This window comes from Acinetobacter sp. YH12236, from assembly GCF_013417645.1.
Classification (GTDB): Bacteria; Pseudomonadota; Gammaproteobacteria; order Pseudomonadales; family Moraxellaceae; genus Acinetobacter.
In genome coordinates, this window is sequence record NZ_VPDM01000021.1 from 27,495 (window position 1) to 53,544 (window position 26,050).

Below are 26,050 nucleotides of genomic sequence, written 5' to 3' on the forward strand. Positions count from 1 at the left end.
GAAATTGATTAAACTCAGCCCATGCATATTTTAATTGTAGAAGATGAAGCCAAAATTGCCGGATTCTTGGCCACAGGCTTAAATGAATCCGGCTACCAGACTACACAGGTGGGTAATGGCCTGCATGCCTTATCAGTGCTGGAACAGCAACCGATTGATCTGGTATTGCTGGATGTGATGCTGCCCGACCTGGACGGCTGGCAAGTCCTCAAAACCTTGCGTACTTTCTCTAAAGTCCCCGTACTCATGCTGACTGCCAAAGATCATGTGCTTGACCGGGTCAAAGGGTTGGAACTGGGTGCAGATGACTACTTAACCAAGCCTTTCTCTTATATCGAACTTTTGGCCCGAATTAAAAGCCTACTGCGCCGTGTACCAAAAGTTGAACATAAAATGTATCAGGTGGCCAATTTAGAGCTGAATCGTTTAACCCGGGAAGTATTTCGAGACCGGCAAAAAATTGAGCTTACCCAAAAAGAGTTTGCGCTTTTACAGTTGCTGATGGAACACCAGTCCGAAGTTTTAACCCGGACACAAATTGCTTCACTGGTCTGGAATATTAATTTTAATACTGACACCAATGTCGTTGATGTTGCCGTACGCCGATTACGTTCTAAAATTGATGACCATTTCAGTCCAAAACTTATTCATACTGTACGTGGTATGGGTTATAAGCTGGATGTGCACGCATGAAAATGCATTTGGGCACACGTCTCGGCATCGCTTTTGGCCTTATTTCCTGTATCGTTTTTTTAAGTATCGGCGGGTTGTCCTATCACAATATGCAGCAGATGGTGCAACAACAGCAGGATGAAGCTTTGGCCTTGCGGATTTCCAGGATTGAAATATTTCTGGCTGATCAGCAAAGCTTTCAGGTGCTGATCGAACATCCAGAGCTTTATGAGAATATGCTTGGACAGGAAGACAACTTACTGATCCTTAAAAACGCGCAGAATACATTAATTGATATTAATCCTTTAAATATTACTATTCCTCTATTGGATTATCACACCAGGCTGAATTATCAAAATAATAAGCTTGAACAACCCACGACCCGTTTGGCATTTAAGCAAGTGGACTTTAATGGACAGTCTTATCAACTGATTGCCGGTAAGCAGCTCGCAGCAGGGCAACAGGTTTTAAAACATTACCTGATAAAATTAGTGATCTACACTCTGCTTGGTATTATTTTATCCACCTTGTTAGCCTGGCTGATGGGACACTATCTACTGCGATCCATGCGCCAATTAATTTACGCCACTCAGCAAATTAATGTGCAGCAGCTGGATCAGCGTATCGAGTTGCCATCCCGAACTATTGAGGTGCAGCAACTAACAGAGGCTATGAATGCCATGCTGGACCGAATACAGCAAGGCTATGAACAGTTGGCCCGATTTTCTGAAGATATTTCCCATGAATTACGAACGCCCCTGAATAACTTGATGGGGCAAACCCAGATTGCCTTGTCGAAGTCACGCAGTCGCGATGAATTAGAAAATTTGCTGTATTCCCATCTGGAAGAGTATGAACGTCTAACTCAGATGATTGAAAACATGCTATTTATCGCCCGAGTTGAACATGGCCACTATCAGATAGAAAAACAGACACTAGAACTGAGCCAGATCATAGAAGATTTGCTGGCATATTTTGAGTTTCTGGCAGAAGAAAAAAATATATCTATTTATACGGATATTCCGGCTCAACTGAATATAGCTGCGCATCCGGAACATCTGCAACGTGCGCTTGCCAATTTACTCAGCAACGCAGTGCAGTATGGAAAGGAAAATGGCGAGATCAGAATCACGGCGATGACTACAGAAAATAGCTGTCGGATTGATGTGCTGACAGCAGGTGTACAGATCCCCGAGCAGCATTTAATCCATCTGTTTGAACGCTTTTATCAAGTTGATAGCAGCCGGCATCAAAAAGCCCAAACGGGTGGTTTGGGCTTGGCGATTGTGCAGTCGATTATGCTGTTGCATCAGGGGGAAGTTCAGGTGAATAACCATCCTCAAGGCGTGGTCTTTAGTTTGATCTTCCCGATCTAAGCAGTGGCTTAACGTGTACGACGGCCACGGCTCTTGGTATTTGGACGGGTGGTACCATTGGTCTTGCGACGTGGTTTTTCACCTTCTTCCATTTGCCAGATACGCGGTGTGCCGGTTTTTTTCTTGGTGCCGTCTTTCGTTACTTTCTTGTTAATTGGTTTACCACCGGTACCACCCGGTTTTTTCACATAAGAGCGCGAGCGGTAAGGTTCTTGAGCAGGCACATCTTTAAAGTCTGGATAAAGTAGGGGTTCAATTTCTTTAGTTTCACCTGGCTGTAAACCTAATTGAACCAGATCAATCGAACCGATTTTGGTGCGAATCAAACGTAATGTAGGAAAGCCGACTGCTGCAGTCATACGACGAACCTGACGGTTACGACCTTCACAGATTGAAATTTCGACCCATGAAGTTGGAACAGAAGCACGGAAACGTACAGGAGGATTACGTTCCCATAACCATTCCGGTTCAGTGACTTTAATTGCTTTGGCTGGTAGCGTAATACCGTCATTCAGTTCAACGCCTTTACGAAGCTGTTCTAGAGCTTCTTCGGTTATATCCCCATCGACCTGAACCAGATAAGTTTTGAATTTTTTGCTGGCTGGATTGGTAATATATTGGTTTAAACCACCATGATCGGTCAGGAACATCAAACCTTCAGAATCCATATCCAGACGACCGGCAATACGCAGATCCGGATCGTCTACGAAATCTGCCATAGTCTGATGTTTTTCATCTGGACGAAATTGGGAGAGGACGTCATAAGGCTTGTTAAGAATGACAATTTTCACTTTAACCTACTAAAATATATAAAATAATTCTGATGTGGCAGTCATGTTGCCCATTGTGATACTCCTTTACTTATAAATAGGAGATAAGGGAAGACATAAAAGAGTCCACTAAGTGGAAGCTATCATAGCAGATTCTGATTTATCTTCCTCGAATTTATGTTTTGCATCTAATTTGATTGCGACCATACCGCTTTAAAATGATGTACTTTTTGTATTCAAATATGATCTTCCGTTTAAGAATGTTAATCCTCAATGATCTTCATTTTCTACTGAACTTGTCGAGTCAGTTAAGGGAAGATCAGACAATTCAAGGCAAAGCAAAAAACTGATAATGATTTTTATAGACCTGAAATAGTTTTGACGGATTTACATACCATACAAAAAGCTTTCCAAACTGGCTTAGACCACTACAAAGCAAGCTGATATTTTAATTTCACGGTTTCTAATATTTTTAATTTTGAGGTGAACAATGAAATTGTTGACTTTAATTAGTATGGGTATTGCAGCGAGTTATTGTTATAAAAGCATCAAACATAACAAGCAAAATCTTTCAAATCTAAATTTTGATGAAGTGATAAATCAACACATTTTACGAGATTTTATAGCCTGAACATTACCTATATTTACTGCCAGCTTAACCCGGTTATGAATAGAGAATCTCAACATATATTGTTGGGATTTTTTATTTTTATCGTTTGAATATTTTTAAATAAGGTGCATAAGAAAATTTATATCAAAATGAAGGTTACATGATTAATCTATTAAATAGTCAATTAATACAACTCTATAAAGCAATGTAAACGAAAAATTCAAATCTTCTGCTAAATTAAAAATAAACCAAATGTGTGGAGGTTTGTATGAGAAATATACCAGAAGGAACCCAGGTTATTCATCATATAACAGCTCAGGACTGTGCATTCTATAAGGAAGAAAATGGAATTCTGAAAGTCTGGAATAGTGGCACTTGGGTGAATGCGATTGTACCAAATCTGGAAAAGATGATGGAGCTTGATTTTGAGTTAGAAGTACTCAAATCTATGTAGTAATTTAAAATTTAAACATCCTTCTATTTAGGATCTTTAAATTTATATATTGAGGTTTTAAAAATAATAAAAAATATCTTTACGGAAAAAGAGAATTTTATTGAAAATAAATTAGCAGTCGTTGATTATTTAAAAATATAGATCTGATGTTTAGTTTCAATTTGATATAAAATATGGAAAATAAATTATGAAATAGTAAAATTAAAACCTATGAAATAACTTAAAAATATATTAAGTTCAAAAGCTTAAATTTTGGAATGGCAATATATTACATAGAAAAATTTTTTATAAACAAAGATTATTTTATTATTTTAAAGAAATAATCTATTAATTTTTTCAAATGAAATTCTATAAATTTATGAAAATTAAACAGATAGCGGTTGATAATAAGTGTTTAATTTATAGGCTAGATCTCTTATTTTTTGTTTTACTTTAGTTTAATTGTTCAAGATTATGTAATATTTTGTTATTTGGTTTTATGTTTAGGTGGTGTATAAATAATATACAGCTCTCCATGAGGGTAAAACACATGACTAAAGCAGAATTAGCTGTCTCCGCATTGGTCGTATTCCTTATTACCTTGATGGTTTATGGAGTAGGACAATCATTAAGTTATTAAAATAACTTTTTTCTAATGGTTCCCGTATGTAAATAAAGCCCTCCGTGGGCTTTATTTTGTTTCAGTCTGAGCCTGAAACGCTCTTCTGATTTTCAGAATATTCTAGCGCAGCTTTTTGTGCTTCTGCGGCAGCTTTAGCTTCCAAAGGAATAGCATCTGCTGCAATAGTAGAAGTACCATAAAGGCCTATCATAATGAGTATTAGAATTTTCGAAAAATTTTTCATATGAAATCCTCTAATTTTCTAAAACTTAATTTCAGTGTAGGGGATAAAACTCTCTGGGCATGTATGAGCGGTGTCTGCTTATGTAAGATATTCGGGCTTAGCGTGAAAACCCTTTTACCTTATGTAAGAACAATTATCTTATGAATTATTTTGTAGAATTAATTAAAGAAATGTTTTAGAAATTGAAAACATTAAATGTTCTTAAATTTATAACTTGGAAGATATAAATTTTATAACCTTAGAATTTAATTCCTTTAAAGAAAATATAACTATTTATTGAATAAAATAATGTGGATTAAAAAATAGTTCAAATAGGAACAATAAAAATATTATAGAGCTAAGAATATTTGAACCTTAGCAGATTCTATGCAAGTAGTAGCACAATCAAAATTAATAAATTGTTAAACTTCAAAATTGTGACAAGATGACTCTGAATACAGATCTAATATTCAATCTACCTTATCATCCAGTTATTCCTTGACTGCGAAAACTGTGGCATACATTTTATAGCCTCTCGTACTAAATATACTATTACTGCGTTAGTTCGATTCTGAACTGGAAACTTTGTGAACGTTGATACATCAATGCTAAATTTGGATCATCACGTTGGATCCACATCTATTGTTAGATTTTTGAAGGGTTTTATTCAGAAAACCATATTTATATTCAGAGTTAAAACAGGTATCAACATGCAACGCTATGTAAGCGATGTAAATACCTTGAATAAAGATCTAATCAGAATTGAATGACTTAACTAAAGATGCTTTTACATTGACGTATTTGGATACAGCTCAGCGATTGGCTTATTTTATATAAAGGTTAGAGTGATTAATGCAACTTCCAGTGATAGAGACAGTTCTCCAAAGGAGTTTATGCTATGGCTAAATCAAGAGCAAAACACAAGCAAGTCCAGCAAAAGGATAAAAAGGACAGTGCTCAAAATGAAGAGCAACAACAGCAACAGCAACAACCCTCTAAACCATCACGTGCGAAAAAGCGTAAATAAAATTTAGACCTGATTCAACAAAACCCTCAGCTGAGGGTTTTGTTATTTTTAAGACTGTTTCTGAAAAGCAATCTGGAAAAAACATCACTAAAAATAACAGGATTTTGACTTTAAATTTCTGTGTCTTCCTTAAGATAAAACGAACCCCCATTAAACGGCTATGCGAGCTATTGTGAAAATTCCCAAAATCCTGCTTTTAATATTTTCCTTAAGTATATTACTTACTGCCTGTCAGCCACCGCCCTCAGGTGAACCAGCGGGCTGGAAAAGTCCGTACCTCTATTGGCAATTAAAAAAAGCTGAGCTGATTAGACCAGTAGAAATTCCTGTACAAGGAGTAAAACCTCGCCAGATTCAGGATACTTGGGGTGGAGCACGGAGTGAAGGTCGCAAACATGAGGGGACTGATATTTTTGCTCAACGGGGTACACCGGTAGTCAGTACGACCCAAGGGATCGTCCGCAAGATCGGCACCAATAATTTGGGTGGCAAAGTTATCTGGATTACTGGCCCAAATTTAAGCCAACATTATTATGCACATCTGGAGGATTATGCTGAACATATTCAGGAAGGAGACTGGGTAGAAGCAGGTGAAATCATTGCCTATGTCGGCAATACCGGTAATGCGAAAAATACACCACCACATTTGCATTATGGGATTTATCTCAGTGGAGAAGGTGCGACTAATCCTTATCCTTATTTAAAGGTAGAAGAATTGGAATAAGCGCAGGTGAATGTAAAAAAAATGTAAAAGATCGCCATCTAAAGATTGAAAAGCATAAAATAGCGTATCTCCCGCTTTTCCTGTTTTTATGAGTTTTGCTTATCGACCAGATATCGATGGCCTGAGAGCTATTGCAGTATCATTGGTCATTTTCAATCATCTCGGCTGGTCATTATTTTCTGGCGGCTATATTGGTGTTGATATTTTCTTTGTCATTTCCGGTTATCTCATTACGACCATTCTGACGCGCGATATTGAGTTGCAGCAATTTTCAATTGCACGGTTTTATAAGAAACGGGTGATCCGTCTGGCACCTGCATATTTTACTGTACTGGCAATTGTCAGCCTAATTGCCTGGCAGGTGATGTTGCCGGGTGAGCTGACGGAATATTTTAAAAGCGTCATGTATGCGACTGTACTTATTGCCAATCTGTATATGCGAAATGAGGTGGGAGATTATTTCAGTCCGAATGTAGAAAATGTGCCTTTATTGCATTTATGGTCATTGGGCGTAGAAGAGCAGTTTTATATTTTCTGGCCGCTCTTACTATGGCTATTCTTGAGTAAAACCTCGCGTAAATATCTTTGGCTCATCATTAGTGTATTCATTGTCGCTTTAGTTATATACGCCCAACAGCAACTGACTCATAATCCGGCCAAAGCTTATTATAGTATGCCGGTACGGGCATTTGAGTTGTTGATTGGTGCATTGATTAGCTGCTTGCCAAAACCAAATCTGCCAAAAAAACTATTACAGGGATTGGTCTGGGCTGGGGTAAGTGTTCTATTTGCAACTGCAATTTATTTTGATCAGCAAACCCCATTCCCAGGACTGATGGCATTGATCCCGTGTCTTGCAACGGCACTGATTATTTATTTGGGGCAATCCATATCTTCAAGTAATTTATTATTGAGTAATCGTCTTAGTACATGGATTGGTAAAATTTCATATCCTCTGTATCTATGGCACTGGCCGATAATCGTGTTCTTTGGCATTTATATGCTGCCCTTGAATCTGGAAAATCAGATTATTATTGTTTTCCTATCACTTATATGTGCATTTCTGACTTATAAACTGGCTGAAACACCCCTGAAACGCTTTGTGATGGCTGCAAATTATAAAGTGATTATTCTTGGATTTCTGTTACCTGCAGTCAGTTTTATTGCGATCGCCCAAACCATCAAAACACATGAAGGTTTCCCGGAGCGTTTTCCGCAGTCTGTATATGCAAAACAGGAAGCATTACATACGTATGCTCATGTGATTCGTAGTAACTGCATGGATACCGCGGATCCAAATGTTTTACCCAATGCTCAAGATTGTGTCTTAGGACAATCTAAAGAAGATATTGATTTCCTGTTGATTGGCGATTCGCATGCCAATGCCTATACAGCAATGCTGGACGAATGGGCAAAGGATGCCAATTTACGCGGTTATGATGCAACGCAAAGTTCAACTTTTTATCTGCCAGGTGTGCAGCGATTTGAGTTAAAGCTGAATCAATGGAAAGAACTGACCAAATTCCAAAAACGTAATGATGCTATTACTGCACATCTTAAAGAAACCGATTATCCAATGATTATTCTGGCGGGATCTTATGCGCAGTATTTTGACGATGATGTAAAACTTAAAGATAGTGTCCATCATACTGAGGAAGAGATATTTAAAGCAGGTTTGATAAAAGCCTTAGAAATTGCCCATCAATCTAGTGATCAGGTGGTGCTAATTAATGATGTACCACATCTAGACTGGGAAGGGATTCCATCTGATTGTAATATTCGTAAAGAGATTCTTCATCGAGACGCTTCATGTACAGTTTCTCGAAAAAGTTATGAAGCACATTTAAAGCAATTCAATCAGATTTTGGCAGAAGCAAAACTGAAATATCCGCAATTGAAAATCGTTGATCCAACCAAAGTCATCTGTGATCAGGAGGCATGTAAAACGATGCTGAATGATGTGCCTTTGTATCGTTTTAAGGATGATAATCATCTTAATGATCAGGGTTCACGGCAATTGGGCGTTGAATATCTAAAACAGTTTGGTAACCCGCTTAAAGATTTGAAGAAAGATTAAATGGAATAAAACCACGTTTAATGACGTGGTTTTATTCCTTGGGATTTGGGTTGTTGACCCCGATTTTAATCTTTATTTAATTCTTTTCTTCTTGAACAGAAACTGGTTGCTCACCCATCTTATATTTGGAAGAACGTGTATTCCAGAACAGTTGCAAAGTTCCGGCTAATAAAACTAAAGCGGCCAGCATAAACTGTTGATGGTAGTTCAATCCTAGATATTGCAGGGAGCTAAAACTCAATCCTCCAATCAGCTGAACAGAGGCAAAACATAGAGTCGCAATGCTCCAAAGCTTTTTATAGGCCAGTCCATACAGCTGCAAAATGGTATAAGAAGTGAGGAAAACCACAGCGGGATTCAACATTCCGGTAAAAAAAGAAGAACTGAAAGTGAGAAACGGATTAGCATTTAGAGTCGCAATGAAAATCGCCAGAATATATACACTATAAAGAATCTTCAGGGCAGTAAAATTGCCAAATTTTCTTGCAAGAACATAAGCAGAAAAAGCACCTAAGGCACTGCCCAATCCATATAGAATCCAGTTAAAGTTAATCCAGAACAAGCTTAATCCTAGTTCATGGCTGAGATAGTCAATCCAGAACAGGGAATGCGGAATATAGGCAAATGCACTACAGGCATAAACCGCCAATAAACTATAAAAGACTGTATTTAAAGGTACTTGTGCATGGTGAGAAACAGATTGTTTAGCTAGATAGGGTTTAAATTGTGGTATCAGTAGGCTTAAGCAGATACAAATCATCAGGGCAAACCCACATAAGATCAGCCAGGCCGTACGTATGGAAATCTGGTCAAGATAAGGCAAAAACAGGGTAGCTAATAAAACCCCTAATCCAATCCCGCTAAAACCAATAAAATTGATTTTAAAACGGTCTTTTAAATCACAGCACTGAGCCACGACACTTGGTGACAAAATCATGAGCAGGCCACCACTGATACCGGAAATCACACGCCAGCTGATATACCAGACTTCAGGAAATCCTGAAAAAGCGCAACAGAATAGGCTAACCATTCCAGCTATTGCAGCAAGCTGGATATAGGTACTCATGCTTCGATCTTGAGGCAAGCGCATCGCTGCAAAAGCACCGATTAAATAACCCAGTAGATTGGCACTACCCAAAAGACTGGCAAAACTCACACTCCAGGCAAAGGCTTCACGTGAACCAGGTAACAATGCGGTATAAGAAAAACGCAGAATGCCGATGCCTAAGCACATGCTCAGGCAGAGAAAAAGACTAAGCTTGACCGTATTTGAGGACATCCATGTACTCTTGAAATTTATATTTGTTCAAAAAATAGCATGAATCATTAAGCTAAAGGAGAAAAGGCTGAATAGATTTTATTGAGAAGAGAAACGCTGGATTAACAGCGTGTTTTTATTCTAAATATCTGTAAAGCTTAGCGCGGAACTTTTTAGACAATAAAAAACCGCATTCATGAATGCGGTTTTTTGGAATTAATTTTATAAATTAACGCATTTTTGCCAGGAAACGGCCTAAACGGGTAATCGCTTCACGCAGTTCATTTTCTGCTGGCAGGAACACGACACGGAAATGATCCGGTGTTGGCCAGTTGAAACCAGTACCTTGAACCAATAGAACTTTCTCGGCACGTAACAGATCAAGCATCAGTTTTTCGTCATCCTCAACCGGATAGATTTCTGGATCAAGACGAGGGAAACAGTACATCGCACCTTCCGGTTTCACACAAGATACTCCTGGAATCTCGTTTAGCATTTCCCAGGCAATATTACGCTGTTCATATAGACGGCCACCTGGGCGGATCAGGTCATTAATAGACTGATAGCCACCGAGTGCAGTCTGAATTGCATATTGTGCTTGGTGATTCGCGCAAAGACGCATTGAAGCCAGCATATCTAGGCCTTCAATGTAGTCCATTGCCCGTGATTTATCACCAGTAATTGCCATCCAGCCTGAGCGATAACCAGCAATACGATAGGCCTTAGATAAACCGTTGAACGATACACATAATTGCTTGCCTGCAAGCGAAGCTACTGACACATGTTCAATGCCATCGTAAACGATCTTGTCGTAGATTTCGTCTGCAAACAGGATCAGGTCATATTTCTTCGCTAGATCCACAATTTGCTGTAATACATGACGCGGATAAACCGACCCAGTTGGATTATTCGGGTTGATAATCACGATCCCGCGGGTATTTGGCGTGATTTTGCTTTCCATATCCGCAATATTAGGATACCAGTGATCTTCTTCATCACATTTATAGTGAATCGCTGTACCGCCAGACAGGTTCACTGCCGCAGTCCATAATGGATAATCCGGCATTGGAATCAGCATTTCATCGCCGTCATCCAGCAGGCCTTGCATCGCCATCACGATCAGCTCAGATACGCCATTGCCGACATACACGTCGTTCACGTGCATATCCAGAATGCCTTTTTGCTGGTAATACTGGCAGATCGCTTTACGTGCCGGGAAAATTCCTTTGGAATCCGTATAACCAATTGCATTTGGCAGGTTCAGTGCAACATCATTAATGATTTCTTGCGGGGCTTCAAAGCCGAATGGGGCGGGATTTCCGATATTCAGTTTGATAATTTTATGTCCGGCTTCTTCCATCTCGTTGGCCGCTCGTAACACTGGTCCGCGAATGTCGTAGCAAACATGCTCAAGCTTAGACGATTTCTTGATCTCGCGAGGGGGGGTGTTACCAATACCGGACATAATTCCATCCAATTAATTTTTAAGTTAAACCTATAGATTACGCAAATATCACAATCTATGCTGAAATTTCGCTAGAAATTTTTTCATCTCTAGCGTAAATATGGAAGTACTGAAGCATGACATTGAATGTCAAAGATTTAAAGGAGTTAGTGATGGGAAAACTCAATAAAACAGACCGGGAATGGCAAAGAGAGTTATCACCAGAAGAGTTTCGCATTACGCGTGAAAAAGGAACTGAACCGGCATTCACAGGTAAGTACTGGAATACAAAACAGGAAGGGACTTATGTCTGCCGTTGCTGTGGTACACCACTGTTTTCTTCAACCACTAAATATGACAGCGGTTGCGGTTGGCCAAGCTTCTATCGTCCTGTGAGCAGCTCAGTTGTAGAAGAATTACCTGATACTTCACATGGTATGGTGAGAACAGAAATTGTTTGCCATCATTGTGATGCACATTTGGGACACGTTTTCCCGGATGGTCCGGAACCGACTGGCTTACGTTATTGTGTAAACTCGGCCTCTTTAGAATTACAAACACAAGAAAAAACTGACGAGGAAACTTATCCATGACCAGCATTTATCAGTTTGAAGCTGAGTTGTTAGATGGGAAAAACAAACGGCTTGCAGATTATGAAGGAAAAGTACTTTTAATCGTAAATACCGCGAGTAAATGTGGTTTCACTCCACAATTTGCAGGTCTGGAAAAGCTTTACCAGAAATATAAAGAGCAGGGACTGGAAGTTTTAGGTTTTCCATGCAATCAGTTTGGCGGACAGGATCCAGGTTCAAATGAACAGATCGGGGAATTTTGCCAGAAAAATTATGGGGTTTCTTTCCCGATGTTTTCCAAGGTAGATGTAAAAGGCCCAGAAGCGCATGCGATCTTCCGTTACTTGACCAATAATTCTAAAGGAATTCTAGGAAATGGTATTAAGTGGAATTTCACCAAATTCCTGATTGGTCGTGATGGCAAGGTATTAAACCGTTTTGCACCTACCACCAAACCTGAAGATCTCGAAACAGAAATTGAAAAGGTTTTATAAGTTTATTTGAAATGTCTAATTTCTAATGAACAGAAAATACGTTAAATAGAAGAATAATTTGTAGCCAATATCCATAAAAAACCCACTTCTGGAAAGTGGGTTTTTTTTATTTGTGTTTAGCTCTTAAAAGATTAAAGAATCGCTTTTAAACGTTGAATTACCTGTTCACATTGTGCCAGATCAGCCACCAATGCCAACCGTACATGGTTTTCACCCGGGTTGCCTTGCGTAGTTTCACGAGACAGGTAGCGGCCTGGTAATACTTTGACATGCGCTTTTTCCATCAACATTTTGGCAAAAGTTTCATCATTGTCCACTTTAAGCCAATAGTAGAAACCGGCATCCGGTTTTTTCAGCGAAAGCAAGTGCCCCAATTCTTTCTGGAACAGATCGAACTTGGCACGATACTGTACCCGGTTTTCTTCCACATGCGCTTCATCACTCCAGGCTGCAATTGATGCTAACTGGTGTTGCACCGGCATTGCGGCACCGTGATAAGTACGATATTGCAGATAAGGTTTGAGTAAAGCTGCATCGCCTGCAACAAAGCCTGAACGCATGCCTGGCAGGTTAGAACGTTTAGACAGGGAGTGGAACACGACACAGTTTTTATAGTCATCTCGGCCAATTTCGGCACACACTTCCAGTAAACCTGTCGGTGCTTCATCAAACCAGAGTTCTGAATAACATTCATCAGAAGCAATGACAAAATCATATTTGTCTGACAGTGCAATCAGCTTTTTAAACTGTTCTTTAGAAAGAACAGCACCCGTTGGGTTGCCTGGTGTACACACAAATAACAGGGCAGTTTTTTCCCAGACTTCAGCCGGAACTGCATCAAAGTCGCCTAAGTAATCATTTTCTTCAGTACAGTTAATGAAATAAGGTTTTGCACCTGCAAGCAGGGTAGCACCTTCATAAATCTGGTAGAAAGGGTTTGGCATCACCACATAAGGCGCATCTTCACGATTGATCAAAGCTTGGACAAAAGAAAAGATCGCTTCGCGTGTACCGGAAACCGGTAATACATTGCTGTCTGCACTGATGCTATTGAGTTTAAAACGGCGAGTCAGCCAGTTGGCAATGCTTTCACGTAATTCAGGCAAGCCTTTGCTGTTTGGATAAGTCGATAGATGCTGAAAATTATCAATAATCGCCTGTTTCACGAACTCGGGTGCTGGATGCTTTGGTTCACCAATCGAAAGGGGAATCAAAGGCATATTTGCAGGCTGGATATCCGCAAGAAGTTTATTCAACTTTTCGAACGGATATGGGTGCAATAAAGACAAGCTAGAGTTCATGAATGTGTTACCGAGCAGTGTGTTAGTGTTGAGCATTGACCTGATGTGAGGCCTCATCTAGAGCAGCTTTTAATGCCGCTGCAAAATTGTCAGACTCTATTTGGGTCATTGGGCTGCCATCTTTTTTGGTGACAAAGAAAATATCTTCAGCACGTTCGCCAAGCGTAGCAATTTTGGCAGAGTGAATATCCAGACCCTGCATCATAAATAAACCGCCAATTTTCGCAAGTAAACCAGGATGGTCAAGTGTCGCAATTTCAACCATATTCTGGTTTAAAGCTTCATTAAGGGTGATATCGACGGTATTTTCAATATCAAAATGACGTAACTGACGCGGAATCCGGCGCTGCATCAGACCTGGATATTCATCAGAATGACTTAAGGCATCCTGTAAGGCTTCAATGACAGTTGCCTCACGTTCCGGATCGGTCAATAACGTGCCAAAACGGTCAAGGACGACATAGGTATCCAAACTGAAAGCTTTGGTTGCGGTAATAATCCGGGCATCCTGAACGTCCAGATTCATGCGATCCAGAACAGCAACCGTGGTGGCGAACAGATTTGGCTTATCTTGAGTATAGATGAAGATCTGCACGGCATCCTGCGCATATTTACGATGCGCACGCATTAATACCAATGGTGCAGGATTATCCCCATGTTCCAGAATGGCACGGGTATGCCAGGCGATTTCATCGGCAGATTCTTTCAGGAAGTAATCATCGCCCAATTCCTGCCAGACTTTTTCGACATCATAAAGCGAGAAATGTTCCACCAACCGTTCACTGGCTTCAAATTTGGTATCTTCAATCAGCATCTGGTAATCAACCGGACGGCCCAAGCCAGAACGAATCACATCACGCGCATGCGTATAGAGTTGACGCATCAAAGATGAACGCCAGGTATTCCAGAGTTTTGGATTGGTCGCATTAATATCTGCCACGGTTAGGGTATACAGATAATCCAGATGCTCCATATCTCCCATTTTTTCAGCAAATTCTTTGACCACATCCGGATCGGAAATGTCTTTTTTCTGTGAGGTCACTGACATGGACAAATGGTTTTCAATCAGCCAGGCAACCAGATTGCATTCACGTTCGGTAAAGCCATGGGTACGGCAGAACTGAATCGCATCGGCTGCACCAAGCTCACTATGATCACCGCCACGACCTTTGGCAATGTCATGGAAAATAGCCGCCAGATAAACAATGTCACGACGTGCCAGACGCTGGAACACGGAGCTGACCACTGGGAATTCTTTGGCAAATTCGGGTTCCTTGAAGCGGTTCAGATTGCGGATCAAGAGCAGGGTATGTGCATCCACGGTATAGATATGGAACAGGTCATATTGCATCAAGCCGGTAATCTGTCCGAAAGCCGGAATATATTTGCCCAGAACACCATAACGTTTCATCGCAACTAGCGTTTCGTACAGGCGATGCGGTGAACGAATGATGGCCATAAACAGGGCTTGGTGTACCGGATTATCACGGAAATCCTGATCAATACGTTTAGCTGCCAGAGTAAGCAGACGTAAAGTACGAGCACGAATACCCTCAATTTCAGGACGATTGGCCAGCAAATAGAAGATTTCCAGAATGGCACTTGGCTTTTCCGAGAAAATCTTGTGATGTTGAACTGCTAACTTGCCATCGACCAGTTTAAAGTTTTCATTAATTTCTTCAATCTGGCGTTCATATTGGGGTAAACGTGGGGTAATGACTGATTCATTAAAATAAGCCAGTAGCATTTCATTCAGAGTCGAAACCTGCTGCGCGCTACGGTAATAGCGCTTCATGAACTGTTCGATTGGATAGTTCGGTGACTGACCTTCTTCACGGGTATAGCCAAACATCGCTGCAATATCCCGTTGATAATCAAACAGCAGGCGGTTTTCATCGCGCTTGGTCAGGCGGTGTAAATGATGACGAATTTCCCAGAGAAAGCTTTCAGCTTCTTCGAGTACGGCAAGTTCAAACTCTGAAATAAAGCCCAGATGCACCAGGTCATAAATACGGTTGACACGGAAATGACGTTTGGCAATCCAGCCAATCTGGTTAATATCGCGGATACCGCCCGGTGCATTTTTAATATCCGGTTCCAGATTGCTTTCAGTATTATTGTGCTGAGCATAGCGTTTGTGCTGCTCGTCCATTTTCGCATCAAAAAAGGTTTTATCAGTCCAGGTTTGTGACACGATCCGGCGTGGCCACTTGGTTAAATTTTCATTGCCAATAATCAGGCGTGCCTCGATCAAGGACGTCGCTACAGTAAGGTCGCTGCTGGCCTGATTGACACATTCATTGATGGTACGAACACTGATGCCCGGTTTGAAATTGCCCACATCCCAAAGCGAAGAAATAAAGCTGGAGATCAGCTTTTCCTGCTCTGAAGTGAAATCATCTTCTGAGAGGATCATGATATCGACATCTGAATATGGCAGCATTTCGCGGCGGCCATAACCGCCGACTGCGAAAAGCGCCAAATCGGTCTGATCAAGTTCAGCATGATTCCACAGAAATTGCAGGGCTTCATCAATCAGGTTAGAACGGGCCTGAATGATGTCACGGATGGACTGTCCATTTTCAAAACATTCCTGAAGCTGATTTTCTACATCGCTACGCCATTGATTGATCGCTTTGATGTCATTGTGACTTTTAATGTAATTCAGCAGCGGGGAGGTATTGATCATGAACAGTGGTCCGTTGTATTTACTTAATTTTGATGAACATTAACTTGGTCAGCAACCTGTTGAGCCAGCTCGCGAGCCTGTTCAATGCTTTCTGCACGCGCAGTCGCGACACCCATACGGCGGCGTTTAAAACCTTCAGGTTTACCAAACAGGCGTAAATCGGTATCGGCATGGGCTAAAGCAAGATTCAGGCCAGAAAATGAAAGATTGCGATCATCGACACCTGCGTAAATCACGGCACTGGCAGCCACACTATGGCGAGCTGTATTGACTGGTAAGCCTAAAATAGCACGGGCATGCAGTTCAAATTCACTCTGGAACTGGGAAGCCAAAGTGACCAGACCAGTGTCATGCGGGCGAGGTGAAACCTCACTAAACCATACTTTGTCGCCTTTGACAAAGAGTTCTACACCAAAAATGCCGCAACCGCCCAATGCCGTGGTGACTTTATTGGCGATACGTTTTGATTCTTCCAGAGCAGCGGGACTCATTGGCTGAGGCTGCCAGCTTTCTACATAGTCGCCTGAGTCCTGACGATGTCCAATCGGATCACAGTAAGAAGTTTCGATTTCGCCAGTTTGAGGATTCTTAGCCCGCACAGTAAGCAGGGTAATTTCAAAATCAAAATCAATCTGTGATTCGACAATCACTTTGCCCTGATTAACTCGACCACCTGTTTGCGCATATTCCCAAGCAGCATCGACTTCTTCAAAACTTTTCACGCGAGATTGGCCTTTACCTGAAGAAGACATCACCGGCTTCACAAAGTTTGGATAACCAATGTCATCACAGGCTGCGCGGAAAGATTCCAGAGAATCGGCAAAGCGATAAGCAGAGGTCGGTAAGCCTAGTTCTTCAGCCGCCAGACGACGAATGCCTTCACGGTTCATGGTCAGGTTCACTGCTTTAGCTGAAGGAATTACGGTTGCAATATTCTGTTCTTCAATTTCAACCAGCACTTCGGTCGCAATCGCTTCAATTTCAGGAACAATGAGATGCGGCTGAATTTTTTGAATAAGCTGTTTGAGTTCCGCTGTATCTGCCATATTTAAGGCATAAGAAAAATGTGCCACCTGCATGGCAGGAGCATCTGCATAACGATCTGCAGCATGAACTTCTACACCTAAACGTTGCAAGGAAATCACCACTTCCTTACCTAGTTCTCCTGAACCTAGCAATAGAACTTTAAAAGCTGAAGATTGAAGAGGAGTACCAATAGTCACGTTCATGTGTATTATCCATGCTTGATTTTATGGACTTTTAGCATAACAGAACTCAATGCCGAGATAAGCCGAGTTTCATACAAAATTGTGATATTAGCCAGCAGTTTTATTTATAAAAGTTTATAGAGAATTGCATCTGAAATCAGGCAGTTCGCTTTACTGTATTTTTCACCGGGTTTAAATGATAAATCCGGTTTTGCGGATTGGGTTTTTCCATATGCAGAATTTGCTTGTCATTGAGCTGAAGTTGATGGAGAAGTTTCAGACTTTGTATTCTCTTAAAGGCATAAAAGGGAATCACAAAAGGACAGATAAAACCAAATATCCATAGCAATAAACCAAATCCTGAAAATTGCAGTGCATCTAAGAATACAGTGAAAAAGTGGAATTGATGATTTGACACTGCGACAAGTGCAAAAAATAGAAACAGTAAAATTATACTAAAGCAAAATACATAAATGAGATTTGGAATGCCTTTATGTAGCAGGCTCCATTGGCTAAAAATGATTTGTTTGGGATGCAGATGGATTACCTGTTGAGTCTGATTGTAGAGGGCAATGATTTTATTTTTGCCATGCTTCTGAATATAAATGACACAGATATGATCTGCGGGTTCAGCAACCACTTCTACAAAATGACCAGTAAAATTCTGTGTATTAATAAGGCATTCAAAATAGCAGCCGGGTAATTCATATTGGCTAAAAATAGCTAACATCTCATCACGTCGATAATGAATAAATATTTTACCTTCAATTATTTGCTTTGGCTCGAACATGCCAATATTTTCCTTACTTTTTTTCTTATATAAAAAAGACTTATGCATTTAATTTAGCATAAGTCTTGAATGAGATTTTTAATTTTCTAAAAGGCTTAAAAAGGTACAGAGATATAGGTATAGATCAGGCCATAAGTTAAAGCTGCAGTTAAGGTCGCCATGACAATTTTCTTAAACTTGAAATACAGTCCAGCGAGTACAATAAAACCGATCAGCATGGCAAAGCTTTTATCTGGCGTTTCCAATAAGGGCGGTAAGGTCGCTACAACCAGCATGGAACTGATAGCAGCAATCCCAATTGAACCCAAAGCAATTTTCAGCCATAGCGCACCACGTTTTTGCGAACCCTGCTGAAATTTTTGAATTACATAGAAAGGGCCAAAACGTGAGGCAAAATTGGCAATCCCGACAATAATTCCGACCAAGATAATTTCAAGATTCATGATTGATCTCCTGCATATTCAGGATCTGGTTTTTTCAGCACATAGTGCTTGAACAGGCCGGCCAAAATACCGGAACTGATGCCGATAAAGATCGCAGCGGACAGATCGATAAAATAACAGGCAACTGCTGAGACAATAATCGTGATGGTCACCACAAAGGTGTGTTTCTTTTCAAAGGCTGCCAATAAGAAACTTAAGAACAGGGCAGGTAATAGGAAATCTAAAGCCGCCTGCAAGAATTGTGGCAAATTACTGACCTGATCAGCAAATAATCCACCTAAAAATGAACCTGTCGCCCAAGACAGCCAGCTAAACAGACTTAGACCTAACATCCATGATTCTGACCATTCCTGACGCCGTTGTGACAGCTTGATCATACCTGAAGCAAAGACTTCATCAGTAAGACCCCAAGCCCAGACTGCGGTTTTCTTCAGGTTTAAACGATCTTGAATTAGGTTTTGTAAAGCTGGGCCGTATAAAAGATGACGAATGTCCAAGGCAATCACGGTCAAGGCAGTCATCCAGATCGAAGTACCGCTACCAAGTAACGCTACAACTAAAAACTGACTGGCACCGGCATACATGGAGCAGGACAGAAATAAGGCTTCCCAGGCAGTAAAGCCGAACTGGGTGGCAGAAACGCCAAAGGCAAAGGAGACCGGAAGGTAAGTAAATATAATGGCCTGGCTATCTTTGGCACCTTGCCAGAAACCGGCAGGTTGCATCGCTACTGGATTGTGGTCAGACACAAAACACCTTGAGGGAGAGAGTTAAAACAGGGATTAAATCAAGATTGTGTATTGTACGCGAATTTACTAGCATAGTGCCGAAATGTTTAACTGGCGATTCTGATATGTTGATGTTCAAGACACGTGCAATGCTGGTCGGTGTTTTAATCGGCAGCACCTTATTTCTTCAAGCTTGTGGAAATGACAGTCAAGCGCCAAAAGCCGAAATTAAAGCGGCACCTAAACTCTCCAATGATGCGACCACTTATGCCAATGCTGCATGGCAATTCATGAATGAAGTCGATCCGCTGGTTTATAACAAGGAAATGGAACAGATAGATGCTCAGGTACGTCAACCGGCCCGTAAATTGAGTACTGACTGGCGCATTAATGTGAAAATGACTGACTCAGTGACGGAAGGAAAATATGCCTTATGTCGCAAGGCGTTAACCAGTCTGGAAATCTGGGCACGTAGCACCGTTGAAAATAGCAGTAGCGTGGCACAGAAACAGGCCGACTATGAGCGTGATAAACAGCAATGTCAGGGAGCTATTGCTCATCCTGAACTGGGAAATACTGATCCAAAGCAGAAAGGTAATGCAGTAGCTGAACAGTCTTAATCGGGTTTTATAATCTTCAGGCGGGACTTCGGTTCCGCTTTTTTGTTATAAAAAACGATTCTATTTATATAAATAAACAATAATTAAAATCAAAAAGATTGCCCTGAATCATTAAAAAAGTCCTATAATTAACTCATAATCAAGCGATTTAGAGATAAAAGTTAATTTTTGGAGTCATTTTAAATGTTTAATAAATTGTTTTTAGCGATAAGTATGAGTGCTGTTTTAGTAAGTGGAGTACAAGCTTCTCATGCGTGTGAAGTGGCACCATGTACCAATGGCTTCGATAGCGTCAATGTCTGTGAATTGCGTTCTTAAATTTTAAATCCATCTCCCTATAGAAAAAATTAAACAGCAAAAATTAAAAGAAGCCTCAGAATAAGGCTTCCCATACAATAGACGATCATGTCTTAAAGCAACATGAACAGACGTTCTAGATACAACACTGCTCCGCCCAAAAGTATACTGAGGCCGCAGAGCAAACGTAAAGAGTGCCAAGACATGAGATTACGTCCTACTGTGTTCATTTATGTTGAAAGTGCTTCTAGATAACGGCGATTCACTTCCTTCCAGTTCACAACATTAAAGAAAGCGGCAATATATTCAGGACGACGGTTCTGGTATTTCAAATAGTACGCATGTTCCCAGACATCCAGACCTAGAATCGGGGTATTGCCATGCATGAGTGGTGAGTCCTGATTGGCGCTGCTTTCTATGATAATGGTTTGATCAGGTGCCACGCTGAGCCAGGCCCATCCGCTACCAAAACGGGTCAGGGCTGCCTTGGTAAAAGCTTCTTTAAAGGCTTCAAAGCCGCCAAGCTCCTTGTCGATCGCCTGTGCAATTTCACCTTGAGGATTGCCACCTCCACTTGGACTCATTACTGTCCAGAACAGGGAATGGTTGGCATGACCGCCGCCATTATTAATCACATTATTTTTCAGATCTTCAGGGACCTGATTGGCTTTGCTCACCAGTTCTTCTACAGAAAGATCTTCCCATTCTGTGCCTTCAATACCTGCATTGATGTTGTTGATATAAGTTTGATGGTGCTTGGCATGGTGGATTTCCATGGTTTTAGCATCAATATGCGGTTCCAATGCATCATAAGCATAAGGGAGTTCGGGAAGGGTATAGCTCATTTTTAATTGTCCTTAAGCGTGATTGAGTGAGTGGAATTCTCGACTAAATTTTAAAATACGCTTGAGTTGTATTAAATACAATGAGAATTATTATCATTAATGTTATGGGAAGAGATTTTTATAAATAGGATGTAAAGATGCGTATGAGAATAGCAAGAAGCCAAATTTAGTAACAAAAAAGCCCCAGATTTGGGGCTTTTCTTTGGCTTCAACTTATACGTTGAAACGGAAGTGCAGAACGTCACCGTCCTGAACGATATAAGTTTTACCCTCTAGACGCCATTTACCTGCTTCTTTAGCGCCAGCTTCGCCGTTATACTGTACAAAATCATCATAAGCAATACATTCTGCACGGATAAAGCCTTTTTCGAAGTCAGTGTGAATGACACCCGCTGCCTGAGGCGCAGTAGCGCCGACTTTAACCGTCCAGGCGCGAACTTCCTGTACACCGGCAGTGAAGTAAGTTTGTAGGCCAAGCAGTGAATAACCTGCGCGGATTACCACGTTCAGACCTGGCTCTTCCATACCCATTGCTTCCAGGAATTCAGCACGGTCTTCATCTTCAAGCAATGAAATTTCAGCTTCAATCTGGTTGCAAAGCGGAACCACGATTGCATTTTCAGCAGCTGCCAGTTCACGTACCGCATCGAGGTGCGGATTATTTTCAAAACCGTCTTCTGCCACGTTAGCGATGTACATCGTTGGTTTAAGTGTTAATAGACCAAAGCCACGAACCAGTTTACGTTCATCATCATCCAGATTTGCTGCACGGGCAGGTTTGCCTTCATCTAGAAGAGGTAGGATTTTTTCAAGAACGGCTTTAGTGGCTACAGCTTCTTTATCGCCACCTTTTGCAGACTTTGCCAGACGAGTCACTGCTTTAGTCACAGTTTCAAGGTCAGCTAGAGCAAGTTCAGTGTTAATCGTTGCGATGTCATCAAGCGGATCAATTTTACCGTTGACGTGAATCACGTTTTCATCTTCGAAACAACGAACAACATGAGCAATTGCATCAGTTTCACGGATATTCGCCAGGAACTGGTTACCCAGACCTTCGCCTTTAGATGCACCAGCAACCAGACCCGCGATGTCCACGAATTCCATGGTAGTTGGTACCACGCGTTGTGGTTTTACGATTTCAGCAAGTTTATCCAAGCGTGGATCTGGTACAGGCACGATACCGGTGTTTGGTTCAATCGTACAGAATGGGAAGTTTTCCGCAGCAATTGCAGCTTTAGTTAATGCATTGAAAAGCGTAGATTTACCAACGTTAGGCAGGCCTACAATACCACAATTAAAACCCATGAAATAACTCACAAAGCGTTATATAAAAATTGCTAGTGATTTTACATGAAAGCCATGACAAAGTCAGGTCATGGCTAGGTGCTTTGTTGAAAACTTATGAAATAGATGTTTTTAAATTTTACGTTTGTCGAGCTGATTCGACAGGGTATCACCAGTGGCCTGAACCAGCATGACCAGAATCACCAGTACCACAATCACTGCCAGCATGATCTGCATGTCAAAACGCTGATAACCATAACGGTAGGCAATGTCGCCCAGACCACCGGCACCAATAGCACCGGCAATTGCTGATGAGTTAATCATGGTCACCAAAGTGACGGTAAAACCGGCCACAATCCCTGGTAAAGCTTCAGGTAATAGCACATGCCAGATAATCTGCTTACGGTTACAGCCAATCGCTTGAGCCGCTTCAATCAGTCCCTGATCGACTTCACGTAAACTCACTTCAGCAATACGCGCAAAGAAAGGAGTCGCGGCCAACGTTAAAGGTACAACTGCTGCCCAGACGCCATAGCTGGTGCCTACAATCCAGCGGGTAAGGGGAATTAAAGCGACCATTAAAATCAGGAAAGGCACCGAACGGGTAATATTTACAATCCAGCCCAGAGCCTGATTAATGGGTTTGGATGGATAGATCCCGTGTTCAGATGTACTGACCAGTACTACTGCCATCGGTAAACCAATCAGAAAGGCAACGATTGCGGATACACCAACCATGATGAGGGTATCGGTGGTTCCTGTTAGTAATAAATCAATGAGTTGGTCGTGCATAGCCAATCACCTCAATCTGTGCAATGTGTTGTTTTAGTTTTTGCTGAAGTAAGTCAGTATCCAGGTTTAGATCGGCAACTGCGACAATCAGGCTACCGACCAGATGATTTTGGATGCTGTCGATATGACTTTGATAGAGATGCACCGGATGCTCGAACTGTTCGAAAATCACTTTCAAATCTGGGGAATGCTGAACACTAGAGGCATAGCGCAGTTTGATAATGCTATGCGTGGTATCTGTTGTTACTTCAGGACTAATCGCAAATGGTAATTCCAGTTGTTCCAGATTCAGCAGTTCCTGGGTGATCTGTTGCTGTGGGTTAGAGAATACAGACCAGACTTCACCGGATTCGACAATTTCACCTTTTTCAATCACGACGACTTGATCGCAGATTTCACGAATGACCTGCATTTCATGGGTGATTAGTACAATAGTGATGCCGAGTTTCTGGTTGATTTCTTTCAGTAAAGACAGCACCACTGAGGTACTTTCCGGATCCAGTGCAGAAGTGGCTTCATCACAGAGTAGAATTTCCGGGTGATGCACCAGCGCGCGGGCAATACCGACACGCTGTTTTTGGCCACCGGATAGCTGAGAAGGGTAGTTCTGAGCCTTATCGCTTAAGCCGACCAGTTGCAGCACTTCGTTTACACGCGCATCAATGTCTGATTTTTTATAATTTGCAACTTTTAAAGGCAGAGCTACATTTTCCCAGACGGTTTTGGCAGACATCAGGTTGAAGTGCTGAAAAATCATGCCAATACGCTGACGAAGCTGGATCAGTTCAGCATGGGTTAAGCCAGCCAAATCCTGCTGATGGATATGGATATGACCTTCGCTGATCTGTTCCAGACCATTTAGGGTACGTAGCAGCGAGGATTTCCCCGCACCACTTTTCCCGATAATCCCGAAGATCTTGCCTTCAGGAATATCCAGATTGATGTTTTTCAAGGCATGTACCGATTTGCCTTGTACCTCATAGTATTTATTCAGGTCACGGATTTTGATATGTGGGACGGAAAACGCCACCTGAGAACCAAAACTCACCATAGTATTCACCTTATTTCCAGCCTTCAAACCACATACCAGTACCAAAATCCTGGTCCAGAATTGCTTTGACTTTTTCAGAATTCTGGAAAGCTTTTACGAAAGTCGCCAGTTTCTGGTTTTTATCTTCATAGTCTTTGCGTGTCACAAACAGAATGGCGTATTTCTTGTCGATTGGATCCAGGAACAGAGCATCATGTGGATCTGCTGCTTTAGCAAGTTTTAGATAATGCGGATAACCAAAGATCAGGTCTGCTTCATTCAGGGCATGCGCCGTTTGTGGGCCCTCAACTTCAATAAACTGCAACTGTTTAGGATTATTCTTGATGTCCTTAACGGTTGATAATTCATTGTTGATATCTTTCAATTCAATCAGTTTTGCACGGTTAAGAAGGATCAAGGCACGTGCCAGATTCACAGGATCATTTGGAATCACCACACGGGCGTTGTGAGGTAGTTCATCCAGTGATTTATATTTCTTAGAATATAAACCGACATGGCTACCCGTACCGGGCGCGAAACTATGTAGATCGAAGTTGGTTTCGCGAATGACATTTCTTAAGTACACACTTTGTTGAAAAAAGTTGGCATCAATATCACCGTTTTGTACCGCGACATTGGGTGCATGCCAGTCGGAAAATTCAACCAGTTTCACATTAATACCTTGCGGTTTCAGTTCATCAGCCACACTTTGCAATAAGTCTGCATAAGGTGGGCTAATGCCAATGGTCAGTACATCTTCCTGCTGCTGACCCTTGGTCCAACGGTAAGCCGCCAGACCAAGAATAAGTGCGAGGATGACGCCGCCAATGATCCACTTCTTTGCATTCGAATTTGACGAATTTACTTGTGTCATAACTACACCTTATTTCCAGCCCGGGAACCAGAGTTTCGCACCGAAGTCAGCATCTAATGCTTCCTTCACGCGAGGTGAGTTCTGATAGATTTCAACAAATTTTTTCAGCTTGTCATTTTTGTCCTGATAGTCCTCACGTACCGCAAATAGGATCGCGTAACGGTTGTCTTTGTTAGAGTCAAATAACAACGCTTGTTCTGGATCAGCTGTTTTAGCCAGACGTAGATAGTGCGGGTAACCGAAAGCCAGATCAACATCATCAATGGCACGTGCAGTTTGCGGACCTTCAACCTCAACGAATTGCAGATTTTTCGGATTCACTGCAATATCTTTTAGGCTAGAAAGGTGGTTATTCGGATCTTTTAAAGTCACCAGTTTAGCCTGTTGTAATAACAATAGAGCACGGCCTTGGTTGACTGGATCGTTTGGCACTACAACTTTCGCGCCGTCTTTAAGTTCATCCAGACTGTTAATTTTCTTGGAATATAGACCAACATGAGTTGCTGCACCTTTGGCAAACGCCTTGATTTTAAAATCAGTTTCTTTCTTCGCATTATCCAAAAATGGCTGATGCTGGAAGAAGTTAGCATCAATGTCACCATGATTCAGGGTGATGTTTGGTGTGTTCCAGTCTGAGAACTCGACCAGTTTGACATTGATGTCTTGCTGTTTGGCCTCTTCGGCTGCGACTTGTAAAGGTTTAGCGAAGGACGGGCTGATCCCAATCACCAGTTCATCCGAACCGGATTTCTTTTGTTGATTCCAGATCACCAAGCCGATAATCACGGCGGCAATAATCACCCCAATCATGGTGAATTTTGTTTTAGCTGTTTGTGCCATGTTGCAC

26 protein-coding genes are annotated in these 26,050 nt (G+C 41.4%); 10 read left to right on the forward strand and 16 right to left on the reverse strand.

Features of this window, described 5'->3' with window-relative positions; translation table 11 throughout:
* Positions 1 to 21: 21 nt before the first annotated feature.
* Positions 22 to 693 (forward strand): heavy metal response regulator transcription factor, encoded by a 672-nt coding sequence (locus FTV14_RS10295; protein WP_180053861.1) that lies wholly within the window; start codon positions 22 to 24, stop codon positions 691 to 693.
* Positions 690 to 2,048 carry a heavy metal sensor histidine kinase gene (locus tag FTV14_RS10300; protein WP_180053862.1) on the forward strand — a complete coding sequence of 453 codons (1,359 nt, stop codon included), beginning with the start codon at positions 690 to 692 and terminating at the stop codon, positions 2,046 to 2,048. Before FTV14_RS10295 ends, FTV14_RS10300 begins: the two co-directional genes overlap by 4 nt.
* A gap of 8 nt (positions 2,049 to 2,056) precedes the next feature.
* Here the strand turns inward: FTV14_RS10300 and FTV14_RS10305 are convergent, their stop codons facing one another.
* Positions 2,057 to 2,839 (reverse strand): rRNA large subunit pseudouridine synthase E, encoded by a 783-nt coding sequence (locus tag FTV14_RS10305; RefSeq protein WP_005236402.1) that lies wholly within the window; start codon positions 2,837 to 2,839, stop codon positions 2,057 to 2,059.
* Between the two features lie 469 nt (positions 2,840 to 3,308).
* Here FTV14_RS10305 and FTV14_RS16195 point away from each other — a divergent pair, with 469 nt between their 5' ends.
* Both FTV14_RS16195 and FTV14_RS10310 read left to right on the forward strand, forming a co-directional pair.
* Entirely contained in the window at positions 3,309 to 3,449 is a 141-nt protein-coding gene (locus FTV14_RS16195; protein WP_373688484.1) for a hypothetical protein, read from the forward strand.
* Positions 3,450 to 3,696: 247 nt separating this feature from the next.
* Positions 3,697 to 3,882, forward strand: a complete 186-nt coding sequence (locus tag FTV14_RS10310; RefSeq protein WP_180053863.1) for a hypothetical protein — start codon at positions 3,697 to 3,699, stop codon at positions 3,880 to 3,882.
* Positions 3,883 to 4,562: 680 nt separating this feature from the next.
* Here the strand turns inward: FTV14_RS10310 and FTV14_RS10315 are convergent.
* Complete coding sequence (locus tag FTV14_RS10315; protein ID WP_180053864.1) at positions 4,563 to 4,727, reverse strand: hypothetical protein; 165 nt, start codon at positions 4,725 to 4,727, stop codon at positions 4,563 to 4,565.
* A gap of 877 nt (positions 4,728 to 5,604) precedes the next feature.
* Between FTV14_RS10315 and FTV14_RS16040 the strand changes: the two genes are divergently transcribed.
* From FTV14_RS16040 to FTV14_RS10325, 3 genes are all read left to right on the forward strand, one after another.
* A complete protein-coding gene (locus tag FTV14_RS16040; RefSeq protein WP_004784138.1) occupies positions 5,605 to 5,733 on the forward strand; it encodes a hypothetical protein in 129 nt (42 codons plus the stop codon).
* A 160-nt stretch (positions 5,734 to 5,893) separates the two neighbouring features.
* Positions 5,894 to 6,457, forward strand: coding sequence for a M23 family metallopeptidase (locus tag FTV14_RS10320; protein ID WP_180053865.1), 564 nt, complete (start codon positions 5,894 to 5,896; stop codon positions 6,455 to 6,457).
* Positions 6,458 to 6,545: 88 nt separating this feature from the next.
* On the forward strand, positions 6,546 to 8,534 hold the full coding sequence (locus FTV14_RS10325) for an acyltransferase family protein (RefSeq protein WP_180053866.1): 1,989 nt from the start codon (positions 6,546 to 6,548) through the stop codon (positions 8,532 to 8,534).
* Positions 8,535 to 8,610: 76 nt separating this feature from the next.
* On the opposite strand, the gene FTV14_RS10330 is transcribed toward FTV14_RS10325, so the two are convergent.
* Positions 8,611 to 9,813 (reverse strand): YbfB/YjiJ family MFS transporter, encoded by a 1,203-nt coding sequence (locus FTV14_RS10330; RefSeq protein WP_180053867.1) that lies wholly within the window; start codon positions 9,811 to 9,813, stop codon positions 8,611 to 8,613.
* Between the two features lie 208 nt (positions 9,814 to 10,021).
* A complete protein-coding gene (locus tag FTV14_RS10335; protein ID WP_180053868.1) occupies positions 10,022 to 11,257 on the reverse strand; it encodes a pyridoxal phosphate-dependent aminotransferase in 1,236 nt (411 codons plus the stop codon).
* A 152-nt stretch (positions 11,258 to 11,409) separates the two neighbouring features.
* Here FTV14_RS10335 and msrB point away from each other — a divergent pair, with 152 nt between their 5' ends.
* Positions 11,410 to 11,829: a peptide-methionine (R)-S-oxide reductase MsrB gene (gene msrB / locus FTV14_RS10340; protein ID WP_004784131.1), complete on the forward strand. Its 420-nt coding sequence runs from the start codon at positions 11,410 to 11,412 to the stop codon at positions 11,827 to 11,829.
* A complete protein-coding gene (locus FTV14_RS10345; protein WP_004784130.1) occupies positions 11,826 to 12,302 on the forward strand; it encodes a glutathione peroxidase in 477 nt (158 codons plus the stop codon). The genes msrB and FTV14_RS10345 overlap by 4 nt, the downstream gene beginning before the upstream one ends.
* 131 nt (positions 12,303 to 12,433) lie before the next feature.
* Here the strand turns inward: FTV14_RS10345 and dapC are convergent, their stop codons facing one another.
* The 6 genes from dapC to FTV14_RS10375 all read right to left on the reverse strand — a co-directional run bounded on the left by dapC (position 12,434) and on the right by FTV14_RS10375 (position 19,458).
* Positions 12,434 to 13,603 carry a succinyldiaminopimelate transaminase gene (dapC, locus tag FTV14_RS10350; RefSeq protein WP_180053869.1) on the reverse strand — a complete coding sequence of 390 codons (1,170 nt, stop codon included), beginning with the start codon at positions 13,601 to 13,603 and terminating at the stop codon, positions 12,434 to 12,436.
* Positions 13,604 to 13,625: 22 nt separating this feature from the next.
* Positions 13,626 to 16,292, reverse strand: a complete 2,667-nt coding sequence (gene glnD, locus FTV14_RS10355) for a [protein-PII] uridylyltransferase (protein ID WP_179993077.1) — start codon at positions 16,290 to 16,292, stop codon at positions 13,626 to 13,628.
* A gap of 23 nt (positions 16,293 to 16,315) precedes the next feature.
* Entirely contained in the window at positions 16,316 to 17,530 is a 1,215-nt protein-coding gene (purT, locus tag FTV14_RS10360) for a formate-dependent phosphoribosylglycinamide formyltransferase (protein WP_180053874.1), read from the reverse strand.
* Between the two features lie 127 nt (positions 17,531 to 17,657).
* Positions 17,658 to 18,290, reverse strand: a complete 633-nt coding sequence (locus tag FTV14_RS10365) for a hypothetical protein (RefSeq protein ID WP_257219780.1) — start codon at positions 18,288 to 18,290, stop codon at positions 17,658 to 17,660.
* A 95-nt stretch (positions 18,291 to 18,385) separates the two neighbouring features.
* On the reverse strand, positions 18,386 to 18,733 hold the full coding sequence (gene ygaH / locus FTV14_RS10370) for an L-valine transporter subunit YgaH (protein ID WP_159123254.1): 348 nt from the start codon (positions 18,731 to 18,733) through the stop codon (positions 18,386 to 18,388).
* Positions 18,730 to 19,458 carry an AzlC family ABC transporter permease gene (locus FTV14_RS10375; RefSeq protein ID WP_171505577.1) on the reverse strand — a complete coding sequence of 243 codons (729 nt, stop codon included), beginning with the start codon at positions 19,456 to 19,458 and terminating at the stop codon, positions 18,730 to 18,732. The genes ygaH and FTV14_RS10375 overlap by 4 nt, the downstream gene beginning before the upstream one ends.
* 128 nt (positions 19,459 to 19,586) lie before the next feature.
* Here FTV14_RS10375 and FTV14_RS10380 point away from each other — a divergent pair, with 128 nt between their 5' ends.
* On the forward strand, positions 19,587 to 20,081 hold the full coding sequence (locus FTV14_RS10380) for a hypothetical protein (RefSeq protein WP_159123256.1): 495 nt from the start codon (positions 19,587 to 19,589) through the stop codon (positions 20,079 to 20,081).
* Positions 20,082 to 20,608: 527 nt separating this feature from the next.
* On the opposite strand, the gene FTV14_RS10385 is transcribed toward FTV14_RS10380, so the two are convergent.
* The 6 genes from FTV14_RS10385 to FTV14_RS10410 all read right to left on the reverse strand — a co-directional run bounded on the left by FTV14_RS10385 (position 20,609) and on the right by FTV14_RS10410 (position 26,043).
* A complete protein-coding gene (locus tag FTV14_RS10385) occupies positions 20,609 to 21,223 on the reverse strand; it encodes a superoxide dismutase (protein ID WP_180002169.1) in 615 nt (204 codons plus the stop codon).
* Between the two features lie 213 nt (positions 21,224 to 21,436).
* On the reverse strand, positions 21,437 to 22,528 hold the full coding sequence (ychF, locus tag FTV14_RS10390; RefSeq protein ID WP_179993080.1) for a redox-regulated ATPase YchF: 1,092 nt from the start codon (positions 22,526 to 22,528) through the stop codon (positions 21,437 to 21,439).
* Between the two features lie 111 nt (positions 22,529 to 22,639).
* On the reverse strand, positions 22,640 to 23,299 hold the full coding sequence (locus FTV14_RS10395; RefSeq protein WP_159123258.1) for a methionine ABC transporter permease: 660 nt from the start codon (positions 23,297 to 23,299) through the stop codon (positions 22,640 to 22,642).
* Complete coding sequence (locus FTV14_RS10400; RefSeq protein WP_163169781.1) at positions 23,280 to 24,350, reverse strand: methionine ABC transporter ATP-binding protein; 1,071 nt, start codon at positions 24,348 to 24,350, stop codon at positions 23,280 to 23,282. The genes FTV14_RS10395 and FTV14_RS10400 overlap by 20 nt, the downstream gene beginning before the upstream one ends.
* A gap of 10 nt (positions 24,351 to 24,360) precedes the next feature.
* On the reverse strand, positions 24,361 to 25,203 hold the full coding sequence (locus tag FTV14_RS10405) for a MetQ/NlpA family ABC transporter substrate-binding protein (protein ID WP_180053871.1): 843 nt from the start codon (positions 25,201 to 25,203) through the stop codon (positions 24,361 to 24,363).
* A 9-nt stretch (positions 25,204 to 25,212) separates the two neighbouring features.
* Positions 25,213 to 26,043, reverse strand: coding sequence for a MetQ/NlpA family ABC transporter substrate-binding protein (locus FTV14_RS10410; RefSeq protein ID WP_180053872.1), 831 nt, complete (start codon positions 26,041 to 26,043; stop codon positions 25,213 to 25,215).
* Between the last annotated feature and the right edge of the window lie 7 nt (positions 26,044 to 26,050).

Bases quoted from the DNA above. Each gene is read 5' to 3' on its own strand.
- ychF (WP_179993080.1), bottom strand. From the start codon at position 22,528: ATGGGTTTTAATTGTGGTATTGTAGGCCTGCCTAACGTTGGTAAATCT.
- FTV14_RS10375 (WP_171505577.1), bottom strand. From the start codon at position 19,458: ATGCAACCTGCCGGTTTCTGGCAAGGTGCCAAAGATAGCCAGGCCATT.
- FTV14_RS10365 (WP_257219780.1), bottom strand. From the start codon at position 18,290: ATGTTCGAGCCAAAGCAAATAATTGAAGGTAAAATATTTATTCATTAT.
- FTV14_RS16195 (WP_373688484.1), top strand. From the start codon at position 3,309: ATGAAATTGTTGACTTTAATTAGTATGGGTATTGCAGCGAGTTATTGT.
- FTV14_RS10400 (WP_163169781.1), bottom strand. From the start codon at position 24,350: ATGGTGAGTTTTGGTTCTCAGGTGGCGTTTTCCGTCCCACATATCAAA.
- FTV14_RS10395 (WP_159123258.1), bottom strand. From the start codon at position 23,299: ATGCACGACCAACTCATTGATTTATTACTAACAGGAACCACCGATACC.
- FTV14_RS10320 (WP_180053865.1), top strand. From the start codon at position 5,894: ATGCGAGCTATTGTGAAAATTCCCAAAATCCTGCTTTTAATATTTTCC.
- FTV14_RS10325 (WP_180053866.1), top strand. From the start codon at position 6,546: ATGAGTTTTGCTTATCGACCAGATATCGATGGCCTGAGAGCTATTGCA.
- ygaH (WP_159123254.1), bottom strand. From the start codon at position 18,733: ATGAATCTTGAAATTATCTTGGTCGGAATTATTGTCGGGATTGCCAAT.
- FTV14_RS10310 (WP_180053863.1), top strand. From the start codon at position 3,697: ATGAGAAATATACCAGAAGGAACCCAGGTTATTCATCATATAACAGCT.
- msrB (WP_004784131.1), top strand. From the start codon at position 11,410: ATGGGAAAACTCAATAAAACAGACCGGGAATGGCAAAGAGAGTTATCA.
- glnD (WP_179993077.1), bottom strand. From the start codon at position 16,292: ATGATCAATACCTCCCCGCTGCTGAATTACATTAAAAGTCACAATGAC.
- FTV14_RS10315 (WP_180053864.1), bottom strand. From the start codon at position 4,727: ATGAAAAATTTTTCGAAAATTCTAATACTCATTATGATAGGCCTTTAT.
- FTV14_RS10385 (WP_180002169.1), bottom strand. From the start codon at position 21,223: ATGAGCTATACCCTTCCCGAACTCCCTTATGCTTATGATGCATTGGAA.
- FTV14_RS16040 (WP_004784138.1), top strand. From the start codon at position 5,605: ATGGCTAAATCAAGAGCAAAACACAAGCAAGTCCAGCAAAAGGATAAA.
- FTV14_RS10410 (WP_180053872.1), bottom strand. From the start codon at position 26,043: ATGGCACAAACAGCTAAAACAAAATTCACCATGATTGGGGTGATTATT.
- FTV14_RS10300 (WP_180053862.1), top strand. From the start codon at position 690: ATGAAAATGCATTTGGGCACACGTCTCGGCATCGCTTTTGGCCTTATT.
- FTV14_RS10405 (WP_180053871.1), bottom strand. From the start codon at position 25,203: ATGACACAAGTAAATTCGTCAAATTCGAATGCAAAGAAGTGGATCATT.
- FTV14_RS10380 (WP_159123256.1), top strand. From the start codon at position 19,587: ATGTTGATGTTCAAGACACGTGCAATGCTGGTCGGTGTTTTAATCGGC.
- FTV14_RS10335 (WP_180053868.1), bottom strand. From the start codon at position 11,257: ATGTCCGGTATTGGTAACACCCCCCCTCGCGAGATCAAGAAATCGTCT.
- FTV14_RS10330 (WP_180053867.1), bottom strand. From the start codon at position 9,813: ATGTCCTCAAATACGGTCAAGCTTAGTCTTTTTCTCTGCCTGAGCATG.
- FTV14_RS10345 (WP_004784130.1), top strand. From the start codon at position 11,826: ATGACCAGCATTTATCAGTTTGAAGCTGAGTTGTTAGATGGGAAAAAC.
- FTV14_RS10295 (WP_180053861.1), top strand. From the start codon at position 22: ATGCATATTTTAATTGTAGAAGATGAAGCCAAAATTGCCGGATTCTTG.
- dapC (WP_180053869.1), bottom strand. From the start codon at position 13,603: ATGAACTCTAGCTTGTCTTTATTGCACCCATATCCGTTCGAAAAGTTG.